The organism is Streptomyces sp. CB03238, assembly GCF_002099185.1.
GTDB lineage: Bacteria > Actinomycetota > Actinomycetes > Streptomycetales > Streptomycetaceae > Streptomyces.
Window position 1 is genome coordinate 288,972 of sequence record NZ_NBCN01000008.1, and the last position, 19,931, is coordinate 308,902.

Below are 19,931 nucleotides of genomic sequence, written 5' to 3' on the forward strand. Positions count from 1 at the left end.
CCGGAGTCGTAGGCGTCAAGCGTCAAGCGTCACCGGGGCGCGGCAGACCCGCCGCGCCCCTCGGGTATCACGTTCAGCACCTCGTCGATGAGGTCCGCGCTGAGCCGCTCGCCGTCCGTGGCGGACGCCGCGATCATCAACTCACCGCACAGCTCGATCTCGGCGAGGGCCACGTGGTCCTGGACTGTCGTCGGAGTGGGCGGGGCCACGCGCATCACCTCTTCCTGCCGGTGCCGGCTTCCTAGCGTAGGGAGCGCGACACGCACCGCGCATGGCACGTCCGGACCATTCTGCGATGGTCAGGCCTTGACCTTCCCCGCATAGATGTCCTTGCCGGGCGGCAGTTGCACGACGACGGGGACACCGAACTCGTACAGCAGCGTCGTCGACGCGACCGCGACCGTACGCCCCTGGTTGGCGAAGCTGAACTGGTGGCGCACCTTGCGCAGCCGCCCCTCGCGGTCCAGATACGCGTCGAACGGCACCGCGTCCCTGGCGAACCCTTTCGCCGCCGCCGCGAGCGCCCCGCGCACCTGCGGCGACGCCGCCCGCGCCGCCCGTCCCAGGTCGCTGACCCCGCGGTAGTGGGTGACCGGCACCCCCGCGAGCTCCTCCTCGCCGACGTACGTCACGTCCTCGGCGCCGCGCAGCAGCTCGGCGGCGGCCGCCGGATCGGTCGCGCCGCCGGTGACGAGGTTGCCGTCCTCCAGGGTGGTGGTGTCGACGCGGACCCACTTGTCGGCGGGCACGCCGGCGCCCCGGTTCTTCATGTAGAGCGCGCCGGGGGCAAGGAGCTCGGTGATCGGGCGGTGCCCGTCGGTGCCGGAGGGGTCCTCGGGCAGGACGACCTTGAGCTGCCCGTGCCGCTTGACGAAGTCGTACGCGCCCTCGCCCCGGATCGTCACCCGCGTCCCGCCGGTCGCCATCTCCATGGACGTACGCGCCTTGGACGTCCCCGCCCGCGTCAGCGCGTCAGGAGCCCCGCGTACCGCATCGCCCGGGTCCACGCCGGGCGAGGCATCGGCCGCCGCCGAACATCCGGTGACCATCGCGCCCACCACGGCGGCCGCGACGGCGAACGCGCCGCTCCTGCGCCTCTGCTGCACCACCATCGCCTGCCAACCCCCAACACTGTGCCGCTGGCTGCCCGAGACCCCCACCCGCCCCTGATAACGACCGCACGGGCGCACCGTCACGCCGGTACCGTGGAGCTGTGCACGCGCATGACCAGACACCCGCCGTCCCGGACGTCCACAACGCCACGACCACCGAGCGGGGTTCGTTCTCCGTGGCCCGCTGCACCTGCGGCTGGGCAGGACCTGCGAGACGGTCACGGGACCGGGCGCGGACGGACGCGGCGGCACACATGGCGGCACCGCCTCCCAACCGCGGCCGAGGGCTCCCGGCGGGCTAGGGGATGCCCGGCGGATCAGGCTGGATCAGCGAGCGGCGTCATGCGGCTTCGGATCCAAGGCGGAGCGGAGGAGGGAGTCGACACGGAGCGTCGGCGACCGACGACAACGCCGGAGACGGATTCGCAGGGCGTCGCGAGCCCAGCAAGATCCGCCGGGCACCCTAGGCCGCCAGGTCGTTCTCGCCCGAGCCCGCGCCCGTCGCGGAGCCCGAGCCGAGGCGCGGCTCGGCGATGTCCAGCGTCTCGTGCCGCTCCCGCGCGGGCGCCTTGCGCGACCGTACGAGCCACCCGGCCCGCCCGGAACGCGCCACCGCCGACACCAGCGGCGTCAGCAGCGCGAGGGCGACCGGGGCGAGGAGCAGCGCCACCGCCGTACCGAGCGCAAACCCGCCGACGACGTCCGTCGGGTAGTGCACGCCCATGTAGACGCGGCAGAAGCCCTCGACGAGGGCGAGACCGATCGCGGCGAGGCCGAAGCGGCGGTTGGCGACGAAGACGCCCACGCCGATGGCCATCGCCATGGTGGCGTGGTCGCTCACGAACGAGAAGTCCGTCTTCCCGTCGACGAGCACCTCAAGCCCTTGGTGGTCCAGGAAGGGCCGGGGCCGCTCCACGAACCCACGGATCGGGATGTTGACGAGGAGGGCCACACCGGCGGCGAGCGGAGCCCAGATCAGACCGGCGACGGCGGCGACGGAGTCCTCCATGCTGCCGCGCCGGCGCACGCTCCACCAGCACCAGAGCACGGCCAGCACCATCGCCAGCATGATCCCGTACTCGCCGGTGAACCCCATGACGCGGTCGAACCACGAAGGGGCGTCCTTCGCCAGGCCGTTGATGTCGTAGAGCAGGCCGACATCGGGGTTCGAACCGTCCGATGCGAGTCCAGCCATCTCCTGCGGCCCCTTGCCTTGTGTCACCCGGTCAGTGTCGTCGTCTGGTCAGTGTCGTCATCGTCAGTGCAGGGAACGACCCACGGGAGGGGTACGTTCCACTCTCCACGGAACGATCACCATGACGTTATCGAAGAGTGATACGTACGCGCAGCTCAGGGCCGCGCCGTGGGGAGCGCTTTCGCGCCATCCTCGGTGACGCGGGTGGCGCCGAAGTAGTCCGGCGTATCGATCTTGTCGAACCGGATGACGGCCCCGGTGTACGGGGCGTTGATCATGTACCCGCCGCCGACGTACAGCCCCACGTGCCGGATGGCGCGCGAATTGGTCAAGTCGTCCGAGAAGAAGACGAGATCTCCCGGCAGCAGCTCGTCCCGCGACGGATGCGGACCCGCGTTGTACTGATCGTTGGCGACGCGCGGCAGCTCGATGCCCACCGTCCGGTACGCGGCCTGCGTCAGCCCCGAGCAGTCGAAGCGCCCCTGCTGCTCCGGCGTCCCGTTGCCGCCCCACAGGTAGGGCGTGCCGAGCTTCTTCTGCGCGAAGTAGATCGCCCCGGCCGCCTGCCGCGACGGCTCGACCCGGCCGACGGGCCGCGCGAAGCTCTTCTCCAGGGTGCGGATGATCCGGACGTAGTTCTGCGTCTCGCTGATCCCGGGCACGCCACCGGCCTTTATCACCCGGTACGCACCGGCGTTGTAGGCGGCGAGCATGTTGTTCGTCCGGTCGCCCGGCACGTCCTTCACATACCCGGCGAGCTCGCAGTCGTACGAGGCGGCCGACGGAATGGCGTCCGCCGGGTCCCACACGTCCCGGTCGCCGTCCTTGTCCCCGTCGATCCCGTGCGTGGCCCACGTCCCGGGGATGAACTGCGCGATACCGCGCGCGTCGGCATGGCTCACGGCCTTCGGGTTCCAGCCACTCTCCTGGTACAACTGCGCGGCGAGCAGAGCGGGGTTGATGGCGGGGCACAGGTTCCCCCACCGCTGCACGAGCGGCTGGTACGCCGCCGGCACGGCCCCCTTCGCCAGCCCGACAGCCCCATGGAGGGCACCCCCGGCCCCGCCGAGCAGACCGGCGGCGGCGGAGTACGTCCCGACGACGAGCAGCGCGACGAAGCTCAGGCACGCCCCTACGGACACCCCGGCGACCAGCCACGCCTTACGCACCGTCAACCACCCCTCACGACATGGCAGTCCACCGAGCGCCAGTGTAGGCGGCGGGCCGGCCGTTCAGGGGGTGGACGCCCAGGGCGGCCGAGGTGTCGGCGTACGGCCGGAACGGGGGCGTACGTCCCCACGGGCGCCCTTCACGCCGTCACGCCGTCACGCCGTCACGCCGTCACGCCGTCACGCCGTCACGCGCAACGAGCCACGGCGAAGGGCGCGCCCCACGCCCCGGCACCTACCCCGGCTCCGGGGGTCCGCCCGCGCCCCGGAACCGACCGCCCCAGCCCCACCGGCCCAGCGGGTCCTCGCCCCCCCACGCCCCGGGGCGGGGCCGACCGGTATTGGTCACCGTTCCGGGCCGCCCTCCCTCCCGAGAGTCGCGGGCTCCGGCACCCTGTCAAGGGCGCTTCGCGTCGGCTTCGCCGATGGCCTACGGCCACCCTTGACAGGCCGCCTCCACCCGCGCGTTTTCTCTCGGAGGGCGGCCCCGGGGAGCAGGCATCCGGAGGGCGCACTGCTTTGCCGGCGCTCGTGGCCGAGGCGGCCCAGCCGGGGCAGGCGCGGCAGTGGAATGGGGCGGTGGCTGGTGGGCTTGGCGGCTGTCGGCTGTCTCTGGGTTGCGGTACAAGACCTCGCTTCGGTGGGTGGTGGGTGCGCGGGAGTGCGATGGGGCTTCCGGGCTCGGTCCGGCGACTGCGGGCGGGTGAGGGGTCGGGGTTCAGGCAGGTGGCTGGGGTGAGTGCGGGGTTGGGCCGGGGCGGAGCCCCACCCGGTCAGGGCACGGCAGGCACCCGGCCGCCGGGACGGCAGGGCCGGGGCGCGGCCTCCCGGACAGTCGGGCGCGCGGCCAGGTCGGTCCGGCCACCGACACCGGCCGCCGGGGCACCCCCGCCGCTCCCCTGCCCGGGGAAGTCCGGGAAGGGGCGGCCTCTCCGGTCCCTCAGGTCACACCCGTATCGGACCACCGGAGTTGTGGGCGCAATAGGACACCCAGAGCCGGACATCCACGGCGGCAAGGTGTCCTACACCGCACACAACTCCCCGGCCAGGTGCCGGTGTGACGGTAGGGGCTGGCGAGGCGTCCTGGTGAGGCAGGCGGGGCCAGGGGGACTCTCAAGCCCGGCACGCCGCGCCCGCGTGACGCCAGACGCCGACCGTCGTGCCCCGTCACAGGACCAGGTCAGCCCGGCACCCGGCACCTGCCTGGGGCGCGGCCTTCCGGGCCCCACTGCTGCGCTGTGGCAGCCCCGAGGCCCCGGACACGTCATCGGACCCACAGGGCGGGCCCCTCCGGCCCCTCCAGTCCCAGCCGTATCGCCCTGCCAGAGTTGTGGGCGGGATCGGACACCCACAGCCCGCACACCACGGCGAGAAGGTGTCCCACACCGCACACAACACCCCCGAACCCGGTGCTGGCGTGACCAAGGCGACGGGTGAGGTCTGTCTGTGTGGCAGGCGCGGCCGGTGAGGTGCCCGGGAGCAACCACGGGCAGCAGAGGATTGGACCGGGCCCGTGAGCCAACAGGCCGGGCAACCGGGCACCCCTTCGTCAGGGCAACACCCAGGCCCAGCCACCACCCCACCCCAGCCACCCGCCTGAACCCCAACCCCCCCCACCCACCCGCAGCCGCCGAACCGAGCCCAGAAACCCCACACCACTGCCGCGCACCCACCACCGGCAGGAGCGAGGTCCTGTACCGCAGCCGACAGACGGCCGCCCGCCGCCAAGCCAAGCAGCACCGCCCCATTCCACTGCCGCGCCCCCTCCGCCGCCCGCCTCCCGGCCACGAACGGCACCGGCCAAGGGGCGCCCCTCCTGGACCCATCCCCCCGGGCCGCCCTCCGAGTGGGAAAAGGCGGGCGGAGGCGGCCGGTCAAGGGTGGAGCGCAGCGACATCGCGAAGCGACGCGACCGAAGGGAGCGCCCTTGAGGGGGCGCCGGAGCCCGCCACACTCGGAGAGAGGGCGGCCCACACTCCCACCATGACCAGGGCGTTCACCCGCCGAAGGCCAGAAGCACGACCAGCGCGGTGAGGATCGTGGCTTGGGGCAGCAGTGCGGCACGGGCAGCCCATCGACGGGCGGGGCGCCAGCGCTGGTGCCAGGGGAGCGCGGTCGCGACGGCGAGGGCCGCGAGAGTCACGTACGGGAGCGCCTGGTAGGCGACGTACATCACGGCGAGGGGTCCCCTGGTGCCGGGCCCGCAGTCGCGGGGGCCGCAGCTGTCGGTGCTCATCGTGGCGAGGCCCACGATGAGCAGGCACAAGGGGTACGTGACCAGCGCCACCACGGCGGCCGTCGCGGCCGGCCGCCAGGCCGTACGGTCCCGGCCGCCGTCACCCTCGCCGTCGCCGTCGATGCCGGCGAGCCCCGGGCGCTGGAAGTACGCGTGGATCGTCTCAAGTGCCTTCATGGGCCCAGTTCACCGCACCGGGGCGGCGCGCCGCCTCGGTGCGGGTACTCAGCTCGTGCGGGACCGTCTACTCAGCCTTGCGGCCCACGCCCGCGTACATGGCGACCGCGTCGGCTGGTGCCTCCGGGCGCCACTGCGAGCAGGGGACGACGCCGGGGTCGAGGAGCTCCAGGCCGTCGAAGTAGTGGGTGATGGCCTCCGGGGTGCGCTGGGTGAGCTTGGGGGTGCCGTGCTCGTTCCAGAAGGCGACCGCCGCGTCGACGTCCGGCATGGAGGGGTGGACGACCGTGTGGGAGAGGACGAGGTGGCTGCCCGGGGCCAGGGCGTCCATGAGGCGGCGGACGATGGCGTACGACTCGGCGTCGTCCTCGATGAAGATGACGACGCCGAGCAGCATGAGGGCGACCGGCCGGTCCAGGTCGAGGGTCTTGGCGGCCGCCTCCAGGATGGTGTCGACGTCACGGAGGTCGGCGTCGATGTAGTCCGTGCGGCCCTCGGGGGTGCCGACGAGGAGGGCGCGGGCGTGGGCGAGGACGAGCGGGTCGTTGTCGACGTACACGATGCGGGCGTCCGGGGCGACGCGCTGGGCGACCTCGTGGGTGTTGTCGGCGCTCGGCAGGCCGGTGCCGATGTCCAGGAACTGGCGGATACCCGCCTCCGCCGCCAGGTGCCGCACGGCGCGGCCCAGGAAAAGGCGGTCGGCCCGGGCGTACTCGCCGATGCCGGGGTGGAGCTCGCGGATCCGGTCGCCGGCTTCCCGGTCGACGGGGTAGTTGTCCTTGCCGCCGGTCCAGTAGTTCCAGATGCGGGCGGTGTGGGGCCGGGTGGTGTCGATCCTCGATTCGATGTCGGTCACGTCACCAACGTAGAGCAACTGAGCTACGCCGTCGGCCTCTTCAGTATCTCGACGAGGCTGGATGCGCTGTCGGCGCCGTGGCCGGCGGCGACGCCGCGCCGGAAGATGCCGCGGACGGCGGCGGGGAGGGCGCCGTCGACGCCCGCGTCCGTTGCGGTGTGCAGCACGTGCTCGATGCTGGCCGCGCCCATGGTGAGCCGGTCGACGTCGCCGGTGTGGTCGCCGGCGTCGACGCGGGGCGTGTAGAACTCCAGGAACTGGCGCAGGTTCAGGGCGTCGACGGCGAGGGGCAGGATGTCGGCGGCCTTCAGGCCGTGGGCGTCGGCCATGGCGACGGCCTGCCAATAGCTCGTCAGGGCCGTCCAGAACATCGTCATGTTGAGCTGGTAGAGCAGCGCGGCGAGGCCCGGGTCCTCGCCCCGGTGGTCGGCGGCGGTCAGGACCTCCAGGGTGGCGCGGTGGGCGTCGAAGGCGGCGCGCGGGCCGCTGTAGACGGTGGACGTGTCGGGGCTGCCGATGCCGGAGGGCGGGGTCAGTACGCCGCCGGTGAGCTGTGTGGCGCCCCGTTCCGCGGCCCAGGCGGCGGCCGCGCGCGCCTTGTCGGGGGTGTCGGAGCTGAGGTTGACGAGGACGCGGCCGGCGAGGGCGGCGGGGTCGGCAGCGCCGAGGAGGGCGTACATCGCGTCGTAGTCGGTGAGGCTCAGGACCACCAGCTCGGTGGCGGTCAGGGCCTCGTCGACGGTGGCGGCGAGGTGTGCGCCGCGCGCGACGAGGGCATCGGCGCGGGAGGGCGTGCGGTTGAAGACCGTGACGCGGTGGCCGTGGTCGAGGTACGTGCTCGCCATGGCGTGGCCCATGGGACCGAGGCCGATGACGGTAACGGGGGTGGTGGCGCTGCTGCTCATGGGGCCCTCCAGGGCTCGGACTGGACTAGAACGAACGCTCTATCCAGAGCACGGGCCCGACCGTAGCACAGCTCTAGAACGAACGCTCTACTTACCGGCTCGGTAGGATCGGCGCATGCAGACCAGCGCCCCCCTTGGCACCCGCGACCGGATCGTCGTCGCCGCCGCCCGCCTCGTACAGCGGCAGGGATACGTCGGCACGGGCATCAAGCAGATCGCCAAGGAGGCGGGCGCGACCCTCGGCTCCGTCTACCACTTCTTCCCGGGCGGGAAGGAGGCCGTCGCCGTCGCCGCGATCAAGCACAGTGACGAGGAGTTCGCGGCGATCCTGCGTGAGGCGCTGGACAGCGAGGACGACCCGGCCGCGGCGGTCGACGCCTGCGCCCGCCTGCTCGCCGGGGCGCTGCGCGAGTCGGGCTGGGTCGACGGCTGCCCGGTCACGGCCGCCGCCCTGGAGACGCTCGGCGACACCGACTCGGAGATCCAGGGCGCCTGCGTCGCCGCGCTGCGCGGCTGGCAGGACCTGGTCGCCGACAAACTGCTGCGCACCGGCCTCGCCGCCACCGACGCCCGCGAACTGGCCGGCACGGTGATCAGCACGCTGGAGGGCGCGGAGGTGACGGCCCAGGTCACCCGGAGCGAGGAACCGCTGCTGCAGGCCGGCCGGCACTTGGCGCGGCTGGTCGCGACGTACCGCTGACCCCCAAGAGTGCACCAACGACAGTCATTGCCCGGAGTCACCCTCCGTGATACACAGAGTGACGATACGCGCACTCGCATACACCCGATTCGCCGCCTGCGCAGGTCAGGGCGCCCGGACCGGTCAAACGTGCGGGGATCGGGTAAAGAGACCAGCCAAGTCGGCGCACATGGGCGGTTTCATCAGCGAAGATAGTGCGGTGACCCGTGCCATGGGGCAGGGGTGTCGAACTACCCAACAGGGGCGGTGAGTTACATGTACCTGGCGGCCGAAAAAGGCGACATCACCACCATCATTGGCGGAATCGCCCCCAACTGGGGGCCCTTCGGGAGCCTGGGGAACGAGGCCCGCGTGATGATCGAGGTGGTGATGGCCGTGGCCATCCTGCTGTGCCTCGGCATCGCGATCTGGGGTGCGGCCAAGCAGCGCATCGGCGCGACCGCACTCCGGGACACGTTCAGCGCCGAACAGGGCAAGGGTCTGATCGTGGCCGGCCTGACAGGGGTCTTCATCATCGGATCGCTGGGAACGCTGTTCACCATCGTGTACGGGATGGCCGTTTAGCCCCGTCAGTCGCTCCACCCCCGGCTCTCCCCTTGAGGTCGCGTCACCTGATGTCCAGTCACCATACAGATCAGCAAACGGTTGAGGGGGCGTACCCGTCATGAGCCTCGGCGACGAGCACGACGGCGCTAGCGGCACGGGAGGCGGCGGTACGGGGCAGACCCGTACCCGCCTGCCCGACAGCGGCGCCGGTGACGTCTACGGCGGCGTCTACGGCGGCGCGCGCCGCCCGGCCCGCAACTCGCGGTCGCTGATCACGGTGGTGGGCGTGGTGGTGCTGCTGATCGCCGCCATCGCCTTCGCGAACAGAAGCGGTGGCGGCGACGACTCCCCCTCGGACGCCTCGGCCAACCGCGACGCCGCCGCCCCGACGGCGGCGACGGGCGTCAAGCCCGTGACGGGCAAGAACGGCACGATCCCGTCGGGGTACGCGCGAGACGAGCAGGGGGCGCAGAGCGCGGCGGCGAATTACGCGGTGGCGCTGGGTTCTGCCGAGATGTTCGACAAAGCCAAGCGGGACAGCATCCTCTCGTCCGTCATTGCCCCGTCGAACGTCGACAGGTTCCGCGCCACCCTGGACAAGGCGTACTCGGCGTCCTTCTTCAAGAACGTCGGGCTCAACGAGGACGGATCTACCCCGACCGGTTTCACCTTCGTGTCACGCACGGCACCTATCGGTACGAAGGCCACGCTCTTCTCGGGCAACAAGGCGACGGTCGAGGTTTGGTGCGCCGGGCTCGTCGGGCTCGCCGGCGAGGGATCCACCAAGCCCGTCACCAATGGATGGTTCACGATCACGATGGAGCTGGAGTGGGTCGACAATGACTGGAAGGTCATTACCCATTCCCAAAAGGACGGCCCGGCACCGGTAGGCGGTGACACCCGGGCGTCCAGCGCCGAGGAGATCACTGGCGCGGTCAACGGGTACGGAGGGTTCACCTATGCCCGGTAGCAGTCAGAGGCGAGCCACCGCGGTAGGCACCTTGCTGGCGGCGGTCCAGGCGCTGGTATGGCTCGTCGCTTCTCGGGCCTACGCCGCTCCGACGCCAACACCCTCCCCTACTGGGAGCAACGATCCGTGCGATCTCATTCATGGCCCCGCACGCGACTACTGCGACAACAGCGCGCCCGGCGGCGCCGCCCGCTCCACCCCTGCCGACCCCGCCACCGCCCTCGACCCGCTGGCCTCCCTGGCGCGCGGGTGCGCGGATGCGGCCGCGTGGATTGTGGGGAAGCTGAGCGAGGCGGTGAAGAGCACCGCGGAGGTGGACTTCACCAACCCCACGTTCCTGCAGCAGTACGCCGTCGTCTTCGCCGCCTCCACCGTCCTGACGCTCGTCCTGTGGCTCCTGGCCGTCGCCAAGCGCGCCATCCGGGGCGTGCCCCTTGCCACGGCCATCTCCGAGGCCATCGGGTTCCTGTGGCTGACGGTCCTGGCGTCCGCGTTCACGCCGCTCATCCTCTACACCGTCGTCTCGGCGACCGACGGTGTCACCGAGGTGATCGCGAGTGGCAGCGGCGGGCAGACGGACGTGTTCTTCGGGACGTTCGCCGAGGCGCTCAAGAAGGGCGAAGGGATCGGCGGCGGGCCGATCATGTTGATCGTCGTGTCCCTGGTGTCGATCCTCGCGGCCGGGATCCTGTGGCTGGAGCTCGTCATCCGGGCCGCCCTGCTGTACGTCGGCGCGCTGCTCGGCACGGTCGTGTACGCGGGGCTGGTCGACAAGAACATGTGGGGGCACGTCCGCCGCTGGGCCGGGATCATGATCGCGGTGATCCTGGTGAAGCCGGTCATCGTCATCGTCCTGGGTCTCGCCGGGGCGCTGTCCTCCGACGACGGACCGGACGCCTTCTCGGCGGTCGTGTCCGGCCTGGCCATCATCCTGCTGGCGATCTTCGCATCCGCGATGATCTACCGCTTCGTCCCCGGCTTCGGCGACGAGATCGCCTCCGCCCGTACGAACCGCAAGCAGGCCACCGACGGTGCCCAGGCCGCCGCCGTCATCTCCTCCCCCGCCGCACTCGTCTCCCAGGGCATCAAGACCCACAGCAGCCGCAACCATCAGAGGGGGAGCGGCGGCGGTACGCCCCAGCCGGCCAACGCCGTGTCCGGGGGCGTGGCTGCTCACAGTTCCCGTAGCCAGCCCTCCGGAGGCGGCGCGGCCGGCGGCGGAACCGTCCCCTCCGCCGCGCCCCCGCCCCGCAGCCCCGGTACGAGCGGCACGCCGCACACCCACCGCAGGACCACAGGCAGCACAGGTAACACAGGCACAGGAAACACAGGGGGTGGAGGGCGTTGACGACCCAGTCCCAACCGATCACGCCCCGCCGCACGTATCTCATCGGCCGGGCCCGGCCGAACGCGATCGTCGGCAAGAACCGTGAGACCGGCGAGATCGCGCTGATCATCGCCGGCGCGTTCCTCGGCATGATGAGCGGGCTGCTGGTCCCCGTCCTGTCCCTGCGGATCGTGTCGCTCATGGGCTTCCCCATGCTGGCGCTCGCCGCCGTGTACGTCCCGTACAAGGGCCGCACCTTCTACAAGTGGTTTGAAATCAACCGCAGCTATAAGCGCACCCTCCGCCAGGGCACCACCTACCGGTCCTCCGTCATGGAGGCGGGCACCAAGCTCGACGGCCGTGAGGTCGAGGTCGGCCCGCCGCCCGGGATCGGCCGTATCAACTGGCTCGCGGCGCCGTTCGGGCCCGACGAGATCGCCGTCCTCCTCCACGCCGACCGCCGCACCGTCACCGCCGCCATCGAGATCGAGGGCCCCGGCGTCGGCCTGCGCGACAGCGAGGACCAGGAGGCGCTGGTGGACCGTTTCGGCACCCTCCTCAAGCACGTCGCCAACGGCGACGGCTTCGTGACCCGCCTCCAGATGCTCGCCCGTACCCTCCCCGCCGACCCCGACGCGCACGCCAAGGACGTCGCCCAGCGCGGCGACCCGCACGCCCCCGGCTGGCTCCAGGAGTCGTACGAGCAGCTCCAGTCGATGGTGTCGACGTCCAGCGAGCAGCACCGCGCGTACCTCGTCGCCTGCATGCACTACACCCGCGAACTGGCCGCCGAGGCCCACGCCATGGCCCGCGCCGCCCGCCAGGCCACCGGCGGCCGCAAGCTCGACAAGGACGCCGGCCTCGCGGTCGTCATGGCCCGCGAGCTGACCGACATCTGCGCCCGGCTGGCAGAGGCGGACATCCGGGTCCGGCAGCCCCTCGGGCAGTCCCGGCTCGCGTCCCTCGTGCACTCCATGTACGACCCGGACCACCCCATCGACCACATCCAGGCGATGACGAAACGAAACGCTTGGCCCGCCGAGCTGGACGCCGTCGAGCCGACGTACCTCCAGGCGAAGACGAGGGAGTCGTCCACCCGCGCGCCCTGGTGCCACGCCACCGCCTGGGTGAAGGAGTGGCCGATGACCCCCGTCGGCGTCAACTTCCTCGCGCCCCTCCTCGTCCACACCCCCGACGTCATCCGTACCGTCGCCGTCTGCATGGACCTCGAGCCCACCGAGGTCGCCATCGAGCGCATGCTGACCGAGAAGACCAACGACGAGGCGGAGGCCAGCCGCGCCGCCAAGATGAACCGCACCGTCGACCCGCGCGACATCGCCGCCCACGGCCGGCTCGACCAGCGGGGTGAAGATCTCGCCAGCGGCGCGGCAGGAGTGAATCTTGTCGGGTACATCACTGTGTCGTCTCGTACGCCCGAAGCCCTGGCCAGGGACAAGCGGACGATCAGGGCCTCGGCCGGCAAGTCGTATCTGAAGCTGGAGTGGTGCGACCGCGAGCACCACCGGGCCTTTGTGAACACCTTGCCGTTCGCGACCGGCATCCGCCGATAGGGGCGCCTGATCCTGATGCGAGACTCGCTGTCAGTCCTCACCGAGGCCTTCACCTCCTTCCTCTTCGGGAAGGTCGAGACGACCCGGCTTCCCGTCCGTACGTCGACGGGCCAGGCCCAGGCCGTCTACCTGCCGACCGCCGCGCCGGGCCTCGGCGACTCCGGGGTGATCATCGGGCGCGAGGTGTACAGCGGCAAGGGGTACATCTACGACCCGTTCCAGCTGTACGGGCAGCAGCTCCCCGCCCCGCACTGGCTGGTGCTCGGCGAGTCCGGCAACGGCAAGTCGGCGCTGGAGAAGACGTACGTGCTGCGCCAACTCCGCTTCCGCGACCGCCAGGTCGTCGTCCTCGACGCCCAGGGCGAGGACGGGGTGGGCGAGTGGAACCTGATCGCGCAAGAGCTGGGGATAACTCCCATCCGCCTGGACCCGATGGCCGCCCTCGACGGAGGCATCCGGCTCAACCCGCTCGACCCGTCGATCACCACGACTGGTCAGCTGGCGCTGCTCCGCACGATCATCGAGGTCGCGATGGGGCACGGCCTGGACGAACGGTCCGGCTTCGCCCTCAAGGTCGCGCACGCGTACGTCAACGACACCATCACCGACCGCCAGCCGGTCCTCACCGACATCGTGGAGCAGCTGCGCCACCCGGAGCCCGAGTCGGCGGCCGCGATGAACGTCGACATAGACGACGTACGGGCATGGGGTCTGGACGTCGCCCTCGTCCTGGACCGGCTCGTCGACGGTGACCTGCGGGGCATGTTCGACGGGCCGACGACGGTCGGGATCGACCTCGACGCCCCGCTCATCGTCTTCGACCTGTCGCACATCGACCGCAACTCGATCGCGATGCCGATCCTGATGGCGATCGTCGGGGTGTGGCTGGAGCACACCTGGATCCGGCCGGACCGCAAGAAGCGCATCTTCCTGGTGGAGGAGGCGTGGCACATCATCAACAGCCCGTTCGTCGCCCAGCTCTTCCAGCGGCTGCTGAAGTTCGGGCGGCGGCTCGGCCTGTCGTTCGTGGCGGTGGTGCACCACCTGTCGGACGTCGTGGACGGGGCGGCGGCGCGCGAGGCCGCGGCGATCCTGAAGATGGCGTCCACTCGGACCATCTACGCCCAGAAGGCCGACGAGGCGAGAGCGACCGGGCGGGTGCTGGGGCTGCCCCGCTGGGCGGTGGAGATCATCCCCACGCTCACGCCCGGTATCGCGGTGTGGGACGTCAACGGCAATGTGCAGGTGGTCAAACACCTGGTCACGGAGGCGGAACGGCCACTGGTCTACACGGACCGCGCCATGACGGAGTCCTCCGTGCCGGAGGACATCCAGGCCGCGGAATGGGAGGCGGAGCAGCGCGCGGCGCTCATCGAGCAGCAGATGAACGAGTCCTCACAGTCGACGGTGGCGTGAGATGGAGCGAAGGGCTGAGGAACGCGGCGCGGAACGGGGCATCCCCGACGGTCTGCTGGTGGGGCTGCTGGGGTTCCTGCTGGGCATAACGCTGCTGGTGTGGACGGCGACCGGGCTTGCCGGGCTGTTCGCGCACGGGGCGTGGCCGAACGGGGTGACGTTCTCTCAGACGCCGCTCGCCATACGGCACCTGGTGTCGCAGCCCCATGACCTGGCCGGGGCGTGGCCGGGGACACCGGCGGGGCAGTTGTCGGGGTACGGGCTGTTCTGGGGCCTGTTCATCAGCGAGCTGCTGGTGCTGGTGGTGCTGGCCGTCTTCGTGCTCGGGACGCTGGCCCGGTGGCGTGCGGTACGGGCGGCGGGCGCGGCACGTACAGGGGCAGCGGCTGTACGGAGGGACCCGGCGCGGGTCCCGGCCCAGGCGCCGGCCCAGCCCGATCCGGCCCAGCCCGATCCGGCCCAGCCCGATCCGGTACGGCAGGACGCGGTACGTCAGGACGCGGTACGTCAGGACGTTCCGGTCGCCACCCCGCCGACCGCGCACGTACCCGCGCCCATGCCGACGCCTACTCCTGCACCCCCACCCGCACCCGAGGCAGCCCCCGCGCCCCGCCTCCTCCACGGCGACGCCGCCGCCCGCCGCCCCGTCGCCCGCCAGGCCATCGAGGAGGCCGACGGCCCCGCCCTGGTCGTCACCTCCGACCCGGCCCTGTGGGCCGACACCAAGGACGCCCGCGCCAAGCTCGGCCCCGTTCTCGTCTACGACCCTGGCCACCTGTGCGACACGCCCGCCCGGCTGCACTGGTCGCCCACCCAGGGCTGCGAGGACACCGAAACCGCAGCCGCCCGCGCCGCCTCGCTCCTCGCGCCCGTACGCCCCCGGGCCCGTATGGACGCCGCCGTCGCCGACACCGCCGAAACGCTCCTGCGCTGCTGGCTGCACGCCGCGGCCGTGGACGGACGCCCGTTCAAGCAGGTCCAGCGCTGGGCGCAGAACAACGGCGCCCATGAGCCCGTACGCCTGCTCCGTACGCACCCCAAGGCCACGAACAGCCACGCCGGCCTGCTCGAATCGGCCCTCACCGGGTACCCCGAACGGCGTGAGGTCGCGCAGGAGTTGACCGTACGGGCGCTGTCGTCGCTGTCCTCGGTCCACATCCGTGAGGCCTGCACGGCCAATCGAACTGATTCGCTGGCCCTGGAATCATTCATCGCCGAAGGGGGCACCCTTTATGTGGTGGGTGAACCGATCGAAGACCCGAGGACCCGCCCGGGCGCGATGCCCCTGCTGACCGCGCTCGCCTCAGACGTGGTCGAGCACGGCCGCCGCATGGCCGCACGGTCATCCGACGGTCGGCTCGACCCACCACTCACGCTCGTCTTCGACGACGTCGCGGCCGTGGCGCCCCTGCCCGAGCTGCCCGAGCTGTTGGCGACGGGTCAGGACATCGGCCTGCCGGCACACGTCCTGCTCCGCTCGGCCGAACAGGGCCGCGCCCGCTGGCCGGACCGGCTCCTCACACCGTGACGGGCCGCCGCACCTCGTACTCCAGCTCCCGCGCCCCGCGGCTGTCCCCCTCCAAGGGCTCACTGTGCCCGGTCGGCACGAAGCCGGCCTTCCGGTAGAAGGCCGCCGCCCGCTCGTTCCGCTCGTGCACGTACAGCCGTACGCGCTGGATCGGCGCCCCGCCCAGCGACCACGACCACTCCACGGCCGCCCGGAACAGCGCGTCCGCCAGCCCGGCGCCCCGCGCCTCGGGGCGGACGTACACGCCGACGACGTGCGTCTGGTCGACCACCGGCGCCTCACCGAACCGGATGTCCCCGCCCGGCCGCTCCACGAGCACGGTCACCGTGCCCTCCCACGACCCGTCCGGCGCCTCGGCCACGAACTGATGGGCGCTCTCGCTGTCCTCCGCCGCCCCGGCGGCCCGCTCCTGCCAGTGCGCGTCGGGCCGGGCGACAGCCGCCTCGTACGTATCGAGGAAGGCGAGGGGCGCGGCGGGGTCCTGGAGGGCGGCGAGCCGGATCTCGCGGGCCTTGCGCCACTCGTCGGCGCGGACGGGGCGTATGACGTGTTCCATGCCCCGATCGTCAACACCCGCATCCCACCGGTCAACGCAATATCCGCGCCCGGGGCGCCCGGGGCGCCTGCCCGGGGGACGCATGGCTACCCGTCGGAAACATCACGGTTCGGCTGAGACCACGCCCCATGCTTAAGCAACTGCTTAGCATGGTGGCCCCGGACACACACGGTGGTTCACGCACGCCCCATCCGCCTGGAGGGTCCATGCACACCAGTTCCGTCACCGGCGGCGTTCGCCCGCTCCCCCAGGGCGACGCCGCGGACACCTCCCCTCTTCCGCTCTTCCACCGCGCCTGCACGCGCCTGCTGCACCACGGCCCCGAATTCGCCGGCTCCGTGGTGCGCAGGATCCGCGCGGAGGTGCCGTACTACGCCGACCCGGTGCTCGCACCGCCCGATGTACGGCAGACCGTGGGCACCGGCATCCACCACGCCCTGGCCGCCGCCCTCGACCCCGGCCGGATCGTGGACGTCGAGCGGTACACCCGGGAGCTCGGGATCAAACGCGCGGAACAGGGCCGTCCCCTGGACGAGGTGCTGCACGCCTTCCGTGTGGCCGGCTCCGAGGTGTGGACCGGCATCGTCAGAGTGGTCGAACGGGACCGGCTCGGTGACACCAGCCAGCTGGTCCACGTCGCCGAACTGGTGTGGAAGAGCAACGACCGCGACGCCGTCCTGGTCGCCGACGCCTACCGGCAGGTCGCCGAAGGCATCGGCAGCCGGCACGGTGAACGCGTCCGGCTGATCCTCACCGCCCTGCTGGAGACCCGCGACGACCCGGCCTTCGCCCTGGACGCGGCGGCCGTCCTCGACCTGCCGCCCGACGGCCGCTTCGCCGTGGCCGTGGTCGAGGCGACACCGCCGTACGGCCGCATACCCGGCACCGTCCCGGAGGTACCCGGCATCCGGATCCTGCGGCACGCCGCCGGACACCGCGATGTGCTCGTCGCCCACCTGGCCGACCACCCCCTGGACACGCTCGTCGCCGCCCTCGACGCCCAGGCGTCCGGGCGTGCCCTCCGCATCGGCGTCAGCCCGGTCGCGTACGGGCTGGGGAACGTGGCGCGGGCCCATGACATGGCCGGACTCGCCCTGCGCACCTGCCGGGCCGACGGCGAGACCGCCCGGCTCGACTCCCGTCTGCCCGACGGGCTCCTGGTCTCGCGTCCCGACCTCTCCGCCGAGCTCGCCCACCGGGTCCTGCGGCCCCTGTACGACCTGGAGCCCGCCGACCGCGACACCCTGTTCGACACCGTCGACGTCTGGATCGAGACCGGCGGCTCCGCCGTCCGCACCGCACGGCGGATGCTCTGCCACCGCAACACGGTGCTCAATCGCCTCCGCCGCCTGGAGCAGATCACCGGCCTCTGGCTCACCCGCCCCCGGGACCTCGTACAGCTCACCCTCGCGCTCGACGCGCACCGCCTGCTCGGACCGGCCGCCGCGCTGGGACACGACGAACGGTGAGCGCCCCCGGCTGAATGGGCATCAGCCCAAAGCGCGCACAACCCGATTGGGCACGGACAACCGTATGGAAACCGGCCATGGACCGGTACGAGCGCGACTGTTGTGGTGGGCCTCGCATCGACGCCCACCAGGAGACCGCCATGTCCTACCCGCCCGCCCCACGCCTGCATCACTCTCATCAACGACCACGAAGGCACCGCCCAGGAGCGGCCTTCGCCGCGGTCAATGGATCGGCCTTCGCCCTGCACCTGCTGCTCGCCTGCGCCGCCGAGGACTTCATGGCCACCCCCGTCCGGGGCGAGATCACCACGGGCCTGCTGGGTCTCCTCCTCCAGGGCTCCCTCCTGGTGGGCACGGCGGCGCTGTACGACCGTCACGCGGAGGAGCCGGAGTTGTGATGCGTACGGAGCTACTGCTGCGCCCGGAGTTCCTCCTCGCCGCGCCACCCGGCGCCCTGGACAAGGACACGCGGGCCCTGGTGCTCGTGGGCTTCCTGATGTTCATCGTGCCCATCCTGTTCATCTGCGTCCTCAGCGGCCCCGAGCGGGACCGGGTCGACGACTTCTACACGGCCGGCCGCGGGCTCAGCCCCCTGCGCGGTGCCCTCGTCCTGTCCGGCGTCTACCTGTCCACGGCCACGGTGCTCGGTACGACGGGAAGCGTCGCGGTCTTCGGCTACGACGGCCTGTTCATCGCCCTGTGTACGGTGCTGTCGCTCGGCGTGCTCCTCCTGCTGGCCCGCCCCCTCCGCGAACGCGCCGGCTACACCCTGGGCGACACCCTCGCCCTGAGGGCTCCCGGGCCGGCGGTACGGATCGCGGTCGCCGTCGTGACCCTGAGCGCGTGCGTGCCGTACCTCGTGGTGCAGCTCTCCGGAGCGGGGGTGACCACGGCGACGCTGCTGGGACTGGCCGGTCCCGGCGCCGAGCAGACGGCCATCGTCATGATCGGCGCCCTGGTCGTGTGCGCCACGGTCTTCGGTGGCATGCGCGGCACGATCGTCATCCAGGTGATCAAAACGGTGGTGCTGCTGGCCGCCGGGCTCGCCGTAACGGCCGTACTGCTCCACCGCTTCCACTGGGGCACCGACTCCCTGATCGACGCCGCCGCGCAGGGCAGCGGCCGACCCGCCGGCCATCTGCGCCCAGGCCTCCGGTTCGCCGACAGCGCCACACCGGAAGGCACCCTGGACTTCATCGGCCTGATGATCACCATCGTGCTCGGAGTCGCCTGCCTGCCACACGTCACCATGCAGCTCGGCGCCTCCCCCACCCCGTCGGCCGCGCGCCGTACGGTACGCCACACCCTCGGCATTGTCGCCGCGTTCTGCCTCCTCACCGCCCTGATGGGGCTGGGGGCCGCCGCGCTGATCGGCGCCCCGGCCATCATGGCCGCCGATCCCGGAGGCAGTAGCGCCCTGCTCATGCTCACCGGCGAACTGGCGGGCGGCCCGTCCACCGATACGAACGGGGCACTTCTCGTCGTCCTCGTCTCCTCCGCGGTGTTCCTCACCACCCTGGCGGTCGTAGCGAGCGTCACCCTGGCAGCCGCCGGGTCCATCGCCCACGATCTCTATACGCATGTCCTGCGCCGTGGCCGCATTACGGAGGGCCGCGAAGTGGCCGCCGCCCGCTGGGCCTCCGCCGGCGTCGGAGCTCTCAGCATCGCCATGGCGGTCGGGGTCCAGGGCTGGAACGTCCTGATCCTGTCGGCCCTCTCCCTCGCGGTTGCGGCCTCGGCCCTTCTCCCGGCGCTGGTCTATTCCCTCTTCTGGCGCGGCTTCACCAGGACCGGACTGCTGTGGACTTTGTACGGAGGGCTCGGCTCCGCCGTCGGGCTCCAGGTGTCGGGGCCGGCCTTCTCCGGCAGCCCCTTCTCGCTGTTCCCCGAATGGAACATCGACTGGTTCCCGCTCCAGACGGTCGTCCTCGTGTCGCTGCCCGCCGCTTTCCTGCTGGGACGGATCGGCAGCGCGGTGGGAAGACAACGGACAGCGGACCTCATAGAACACCGTTGAAACGCAAAAGAGCCTCAGGCCCCGGACAAAGTCCGGGACCTGAGGCTCAATAATTGTTCGGCGGTGTCCTACTCTCCCACAGGGTCCCCCCTGCAGTACCATCGGCGCTGAAAGGCTTAGCTTCCGGGTTCGGAATGTAACCGGGCGTTTCCCTAACGCTATGACCACCGAAACACTATGA

18 protein-coding genes and 1 rRNA gene are annotated in these 19,931 nt (G+C 71.5%); 10 read left to right on the forward strand and 9 right to left on the reverse strand.

What is annotated here, in order from left to right; all coding sequences use genetic code 11:
• Positions 1 to 29: 29 nt before the first annotated feature.
• The 7 genes from BKD26_RS17380 to BKD26_RS17415 all read right to left on the reverse strand — a co-directional run bounded on the left by BKD26_RS17380 (position 30) and on the right by BKD26_RS17415 (position 7,650).
• On the reverse strand, positions 30 to 215 hold the full coding sequence (locus tag BKD26_RS17380) for a hypothetical protein (protein WP_073757145.1): 186 nt from the start codon (positions 213 to 215) through the stop codon (positions 30 to 32).
• An 84-nt stretch (positions 216 to 299) separates the two neighbouring features.
• A complete protein-coding gene (locus BKD26_RS17385) occupies positions 300 to 1,112 on the reverse strand; it encodes a hypothetical protein (RefSeq protein WP_084898871.1) in 813 nt (270 codons plus the stop codon).
• 463 nt (positions 1,113 to 1,575) lie between these two features.
• Positions 1,576 to 2,307, reverse strand: coding sequence for a phosphatase PAP2 family protein (locus tag BKD26_RS17395; RefSeq protein ID WP_084898874.1), 732 nt, complete (start codon positions 2,305 to 2,307; stop codon positions 1,576 to 1,578).
• Positions 2,308 to 2,462: 155 nt separating this feature from the next.
• On the reverse strand, positions 2,463 to 3,476 hold the full coding sequence (locus BKD26_RS17400) for a bifunctional lytic transglycosylase/C40 family peptidase (protein WP_084898935.1): 1,014 nt from the start codon (positions 3,474 to 3,476) through the stop codon (positions 2,463 to 2,465).
• A 1,996-nt stretch (positions 3,477 to 5,472) separates the two neighbouring features.
• Entirely contained in the window at positions 5,473 to 5,889 is a 417-nt protein-coding gene (locus tag BKD26_RS17405; protein WP_084898875.1) for a hypothetical protein, read from the reverse strand.
• 67 nt (positions 5,890 to 5,956) lie between these two features.
• A complete protein-coding gene (locus tag BKD26_RS17410) occupies positions 5,957 to 6,745 on the reverse strand; it encodes an SAM-dependent methyltransferase (protein WP_084898936.1) in 789 nt (262 codons plus the stop codon).
• 23 nt (positions 6,746 to 6,768) lie between these two features.
• Positions 6,769 to 7,650 carry an NAD(P)-binding domain-containing protein gene (locus BKD26_RS17415; protein WP_084898877.1) on the reverse strand — a complete coding sequence of 294 codons (882 nt, stop codon included), beginning with the start codon at positions 7,648 to 7,650 and terminating at the stop codon, positions 6,769 to 6,771.
• 115 nt (positions 7,651 to 7,765) lie between these two features.
• On the opposite strand from BKD26_RS17415, the gene BKD26_RS17420 reads away from it, so the two are divergent.
• The 7 genes from BKD26_RS17420 (at position 7,766) to BKD26_RS17450 (ending at position 15,708) form a co-directional block, all read left to right on the forward strand.
• A complete protein-coding gene (locus tag BKD26_RS17420) occupies positions 7,766 to 8,350 on the forward strand; it encodes a TetR/AcrR family transcriptional regulator (protein WP_084898878.1) in 585 nt (194 codons plus the stop codon).
• 255 nt (positions 8,351 to 8,605) lie between these two features.
• The gene (locus tag BKD26_RS17425; RefSeq protein ID WP_017945892.1) at positions 8,606 to 8,914 is read left to right on the forward strand and encodes a hypothetical protein; all 309 of its coding nucleotides are present in this window, start codon (positions 8,606 to 8,608) and stop codon (positions 8,912 to 8,914) included.
• Positions 8,915 to 9,014: 100 nt separating this feature from the next.
• Complete coding sequence (locus BKD26_RS17430; RefSeq protein WP_084898879.1) at positions 9,015 to 9,866, forward strand: hypothetical protein; 852 nt, start codon at positions 9,015 to 9,017, stop codon at positions 9,864 to 9,866.
• Positions 9,856 to 11,214, forward strand: coding sequence for a hypothetical protein (locus BKD26_RS17435; protein WP_179166568.1), 1,359 nt, complete (start codon positions 9,856 to 9,858; stop codon positions 11,212 to 11,214). Before BKD26_RS17430 ends, BKD26_RS17435 begins: the two co-directional genes overlap by 11 nt.
• Positions 11,211 to 12,764: an SCO6880 family protein gene (locus BKD26_RS17440; protein WP_084898881.1), complete on the forward strand. Its 1,554-nt coding sequence runs from the start codon at positions 11,211 to 11,213 to the stop codon at positions 12,762 to 12,764. Before BKD26_RS17435 ends, BKD26_RS17440 begins: the two co-directional genes overlap by 4 nt.
• Before the next feature lie 15 nt (positions 12,765 to 12,779).
• Entirely contained in the window at positions 12,780 to 14,180 is a 1,401-nt protein-coding gene (locus BKD26_RS17445) for an ATP-binding protein (RefSeq protein WP_084898882.1), read from the forward strand.
• Between the two features lies 1 nt (position 14,181).
• Positions 14,182 to 15,708 carry a type IV secretory system conjugative DNA transfer family protein gene (locus BKD26_RS17450; protein WP_084898884.1) on the forward strand — a complete coding sequence of 509 codons (1,527 nt, stop codon included), beginning with the start codon at positions 14,182 to 14,184 and terminating at the stop codon, positions 15,706 to 15,708.
• Here the strand turns inward: BKD26_RS17450 and BKD26_RS17455 are convergent.
• Positions 15,698 to 16,264, reverse strand: a complete 567-nt coding sequence (locus BKD26_RS17455; RefSeq protein WP_084898885.1) for a GNAT family N-acetyltransferase — start codon at positions 16,262 to 16,264, stop codon at positions 15,698 to 15,700. The two genes, BKD26_RS17450 and BKD26_RS17455, sit on opposite strands and share 11 nt — an antisense overlap.
• Positions 16,265 to 16,470: 206 nt before the next feature.
• Between BKD26_RS17455 and BKD26_RS17460 the strand changes: the two genes are divergently transcribed.
• The 3 genes from BKD26_RS17460 (at position 16,471) to BKD26_RS17470 (ending at position 19,750) form a co-directional block, all read left to right on the forward strand.
• Positions 16,471 to 17,733, forward strand: coding sequence for a PucR family transcriptional regulator (locus tag BKD26_RS17460; protein WP_084898887.1), 1,263 nt, complete (start codon positions 16,471 to 16,473; stop codon positions 17,731 to 17,733).
• 77 nt (positions 17,734 to 17,810) lie between these two features.
• On the forward strand, positions 17,811 to 18,131 hold the full coding sequence (locus BKD26_RS17465) for a hypothetical protein (protein WP_241518700.1): 321 nt from the start codon (positions 17,811 to 17,813) through the stop codon (positions 18,129 to 18,131).
• A complete protein-coding gene (locus BKD26_RS17470; RefSeq protein WP_241518701.1) occupies positions 18,131 to 19,750 on the forward strand; it encodes a cation acetate symporter in 1,620 nt (539 codons plus the stop codon). Before BKD26_RS17465 ends, BKD26_RS17470 begins: the two co-directional genes overlap by 1 nt.
• A 55-nt stretch (positions 19,751 to 19,805) precedes the next feature.
• On the opposite strand, the gene rrf is transcribed toward BKD26_RS17470, so the two are convergent.
• A 5S ribosomal RNA gene (gene rrf / locus BKD26_RS17475) occupies positions 19,806 to 19,922 on the reverse strand.
• Positions 19,923 to 19,931: the final 9 nt, after the last annotated feature.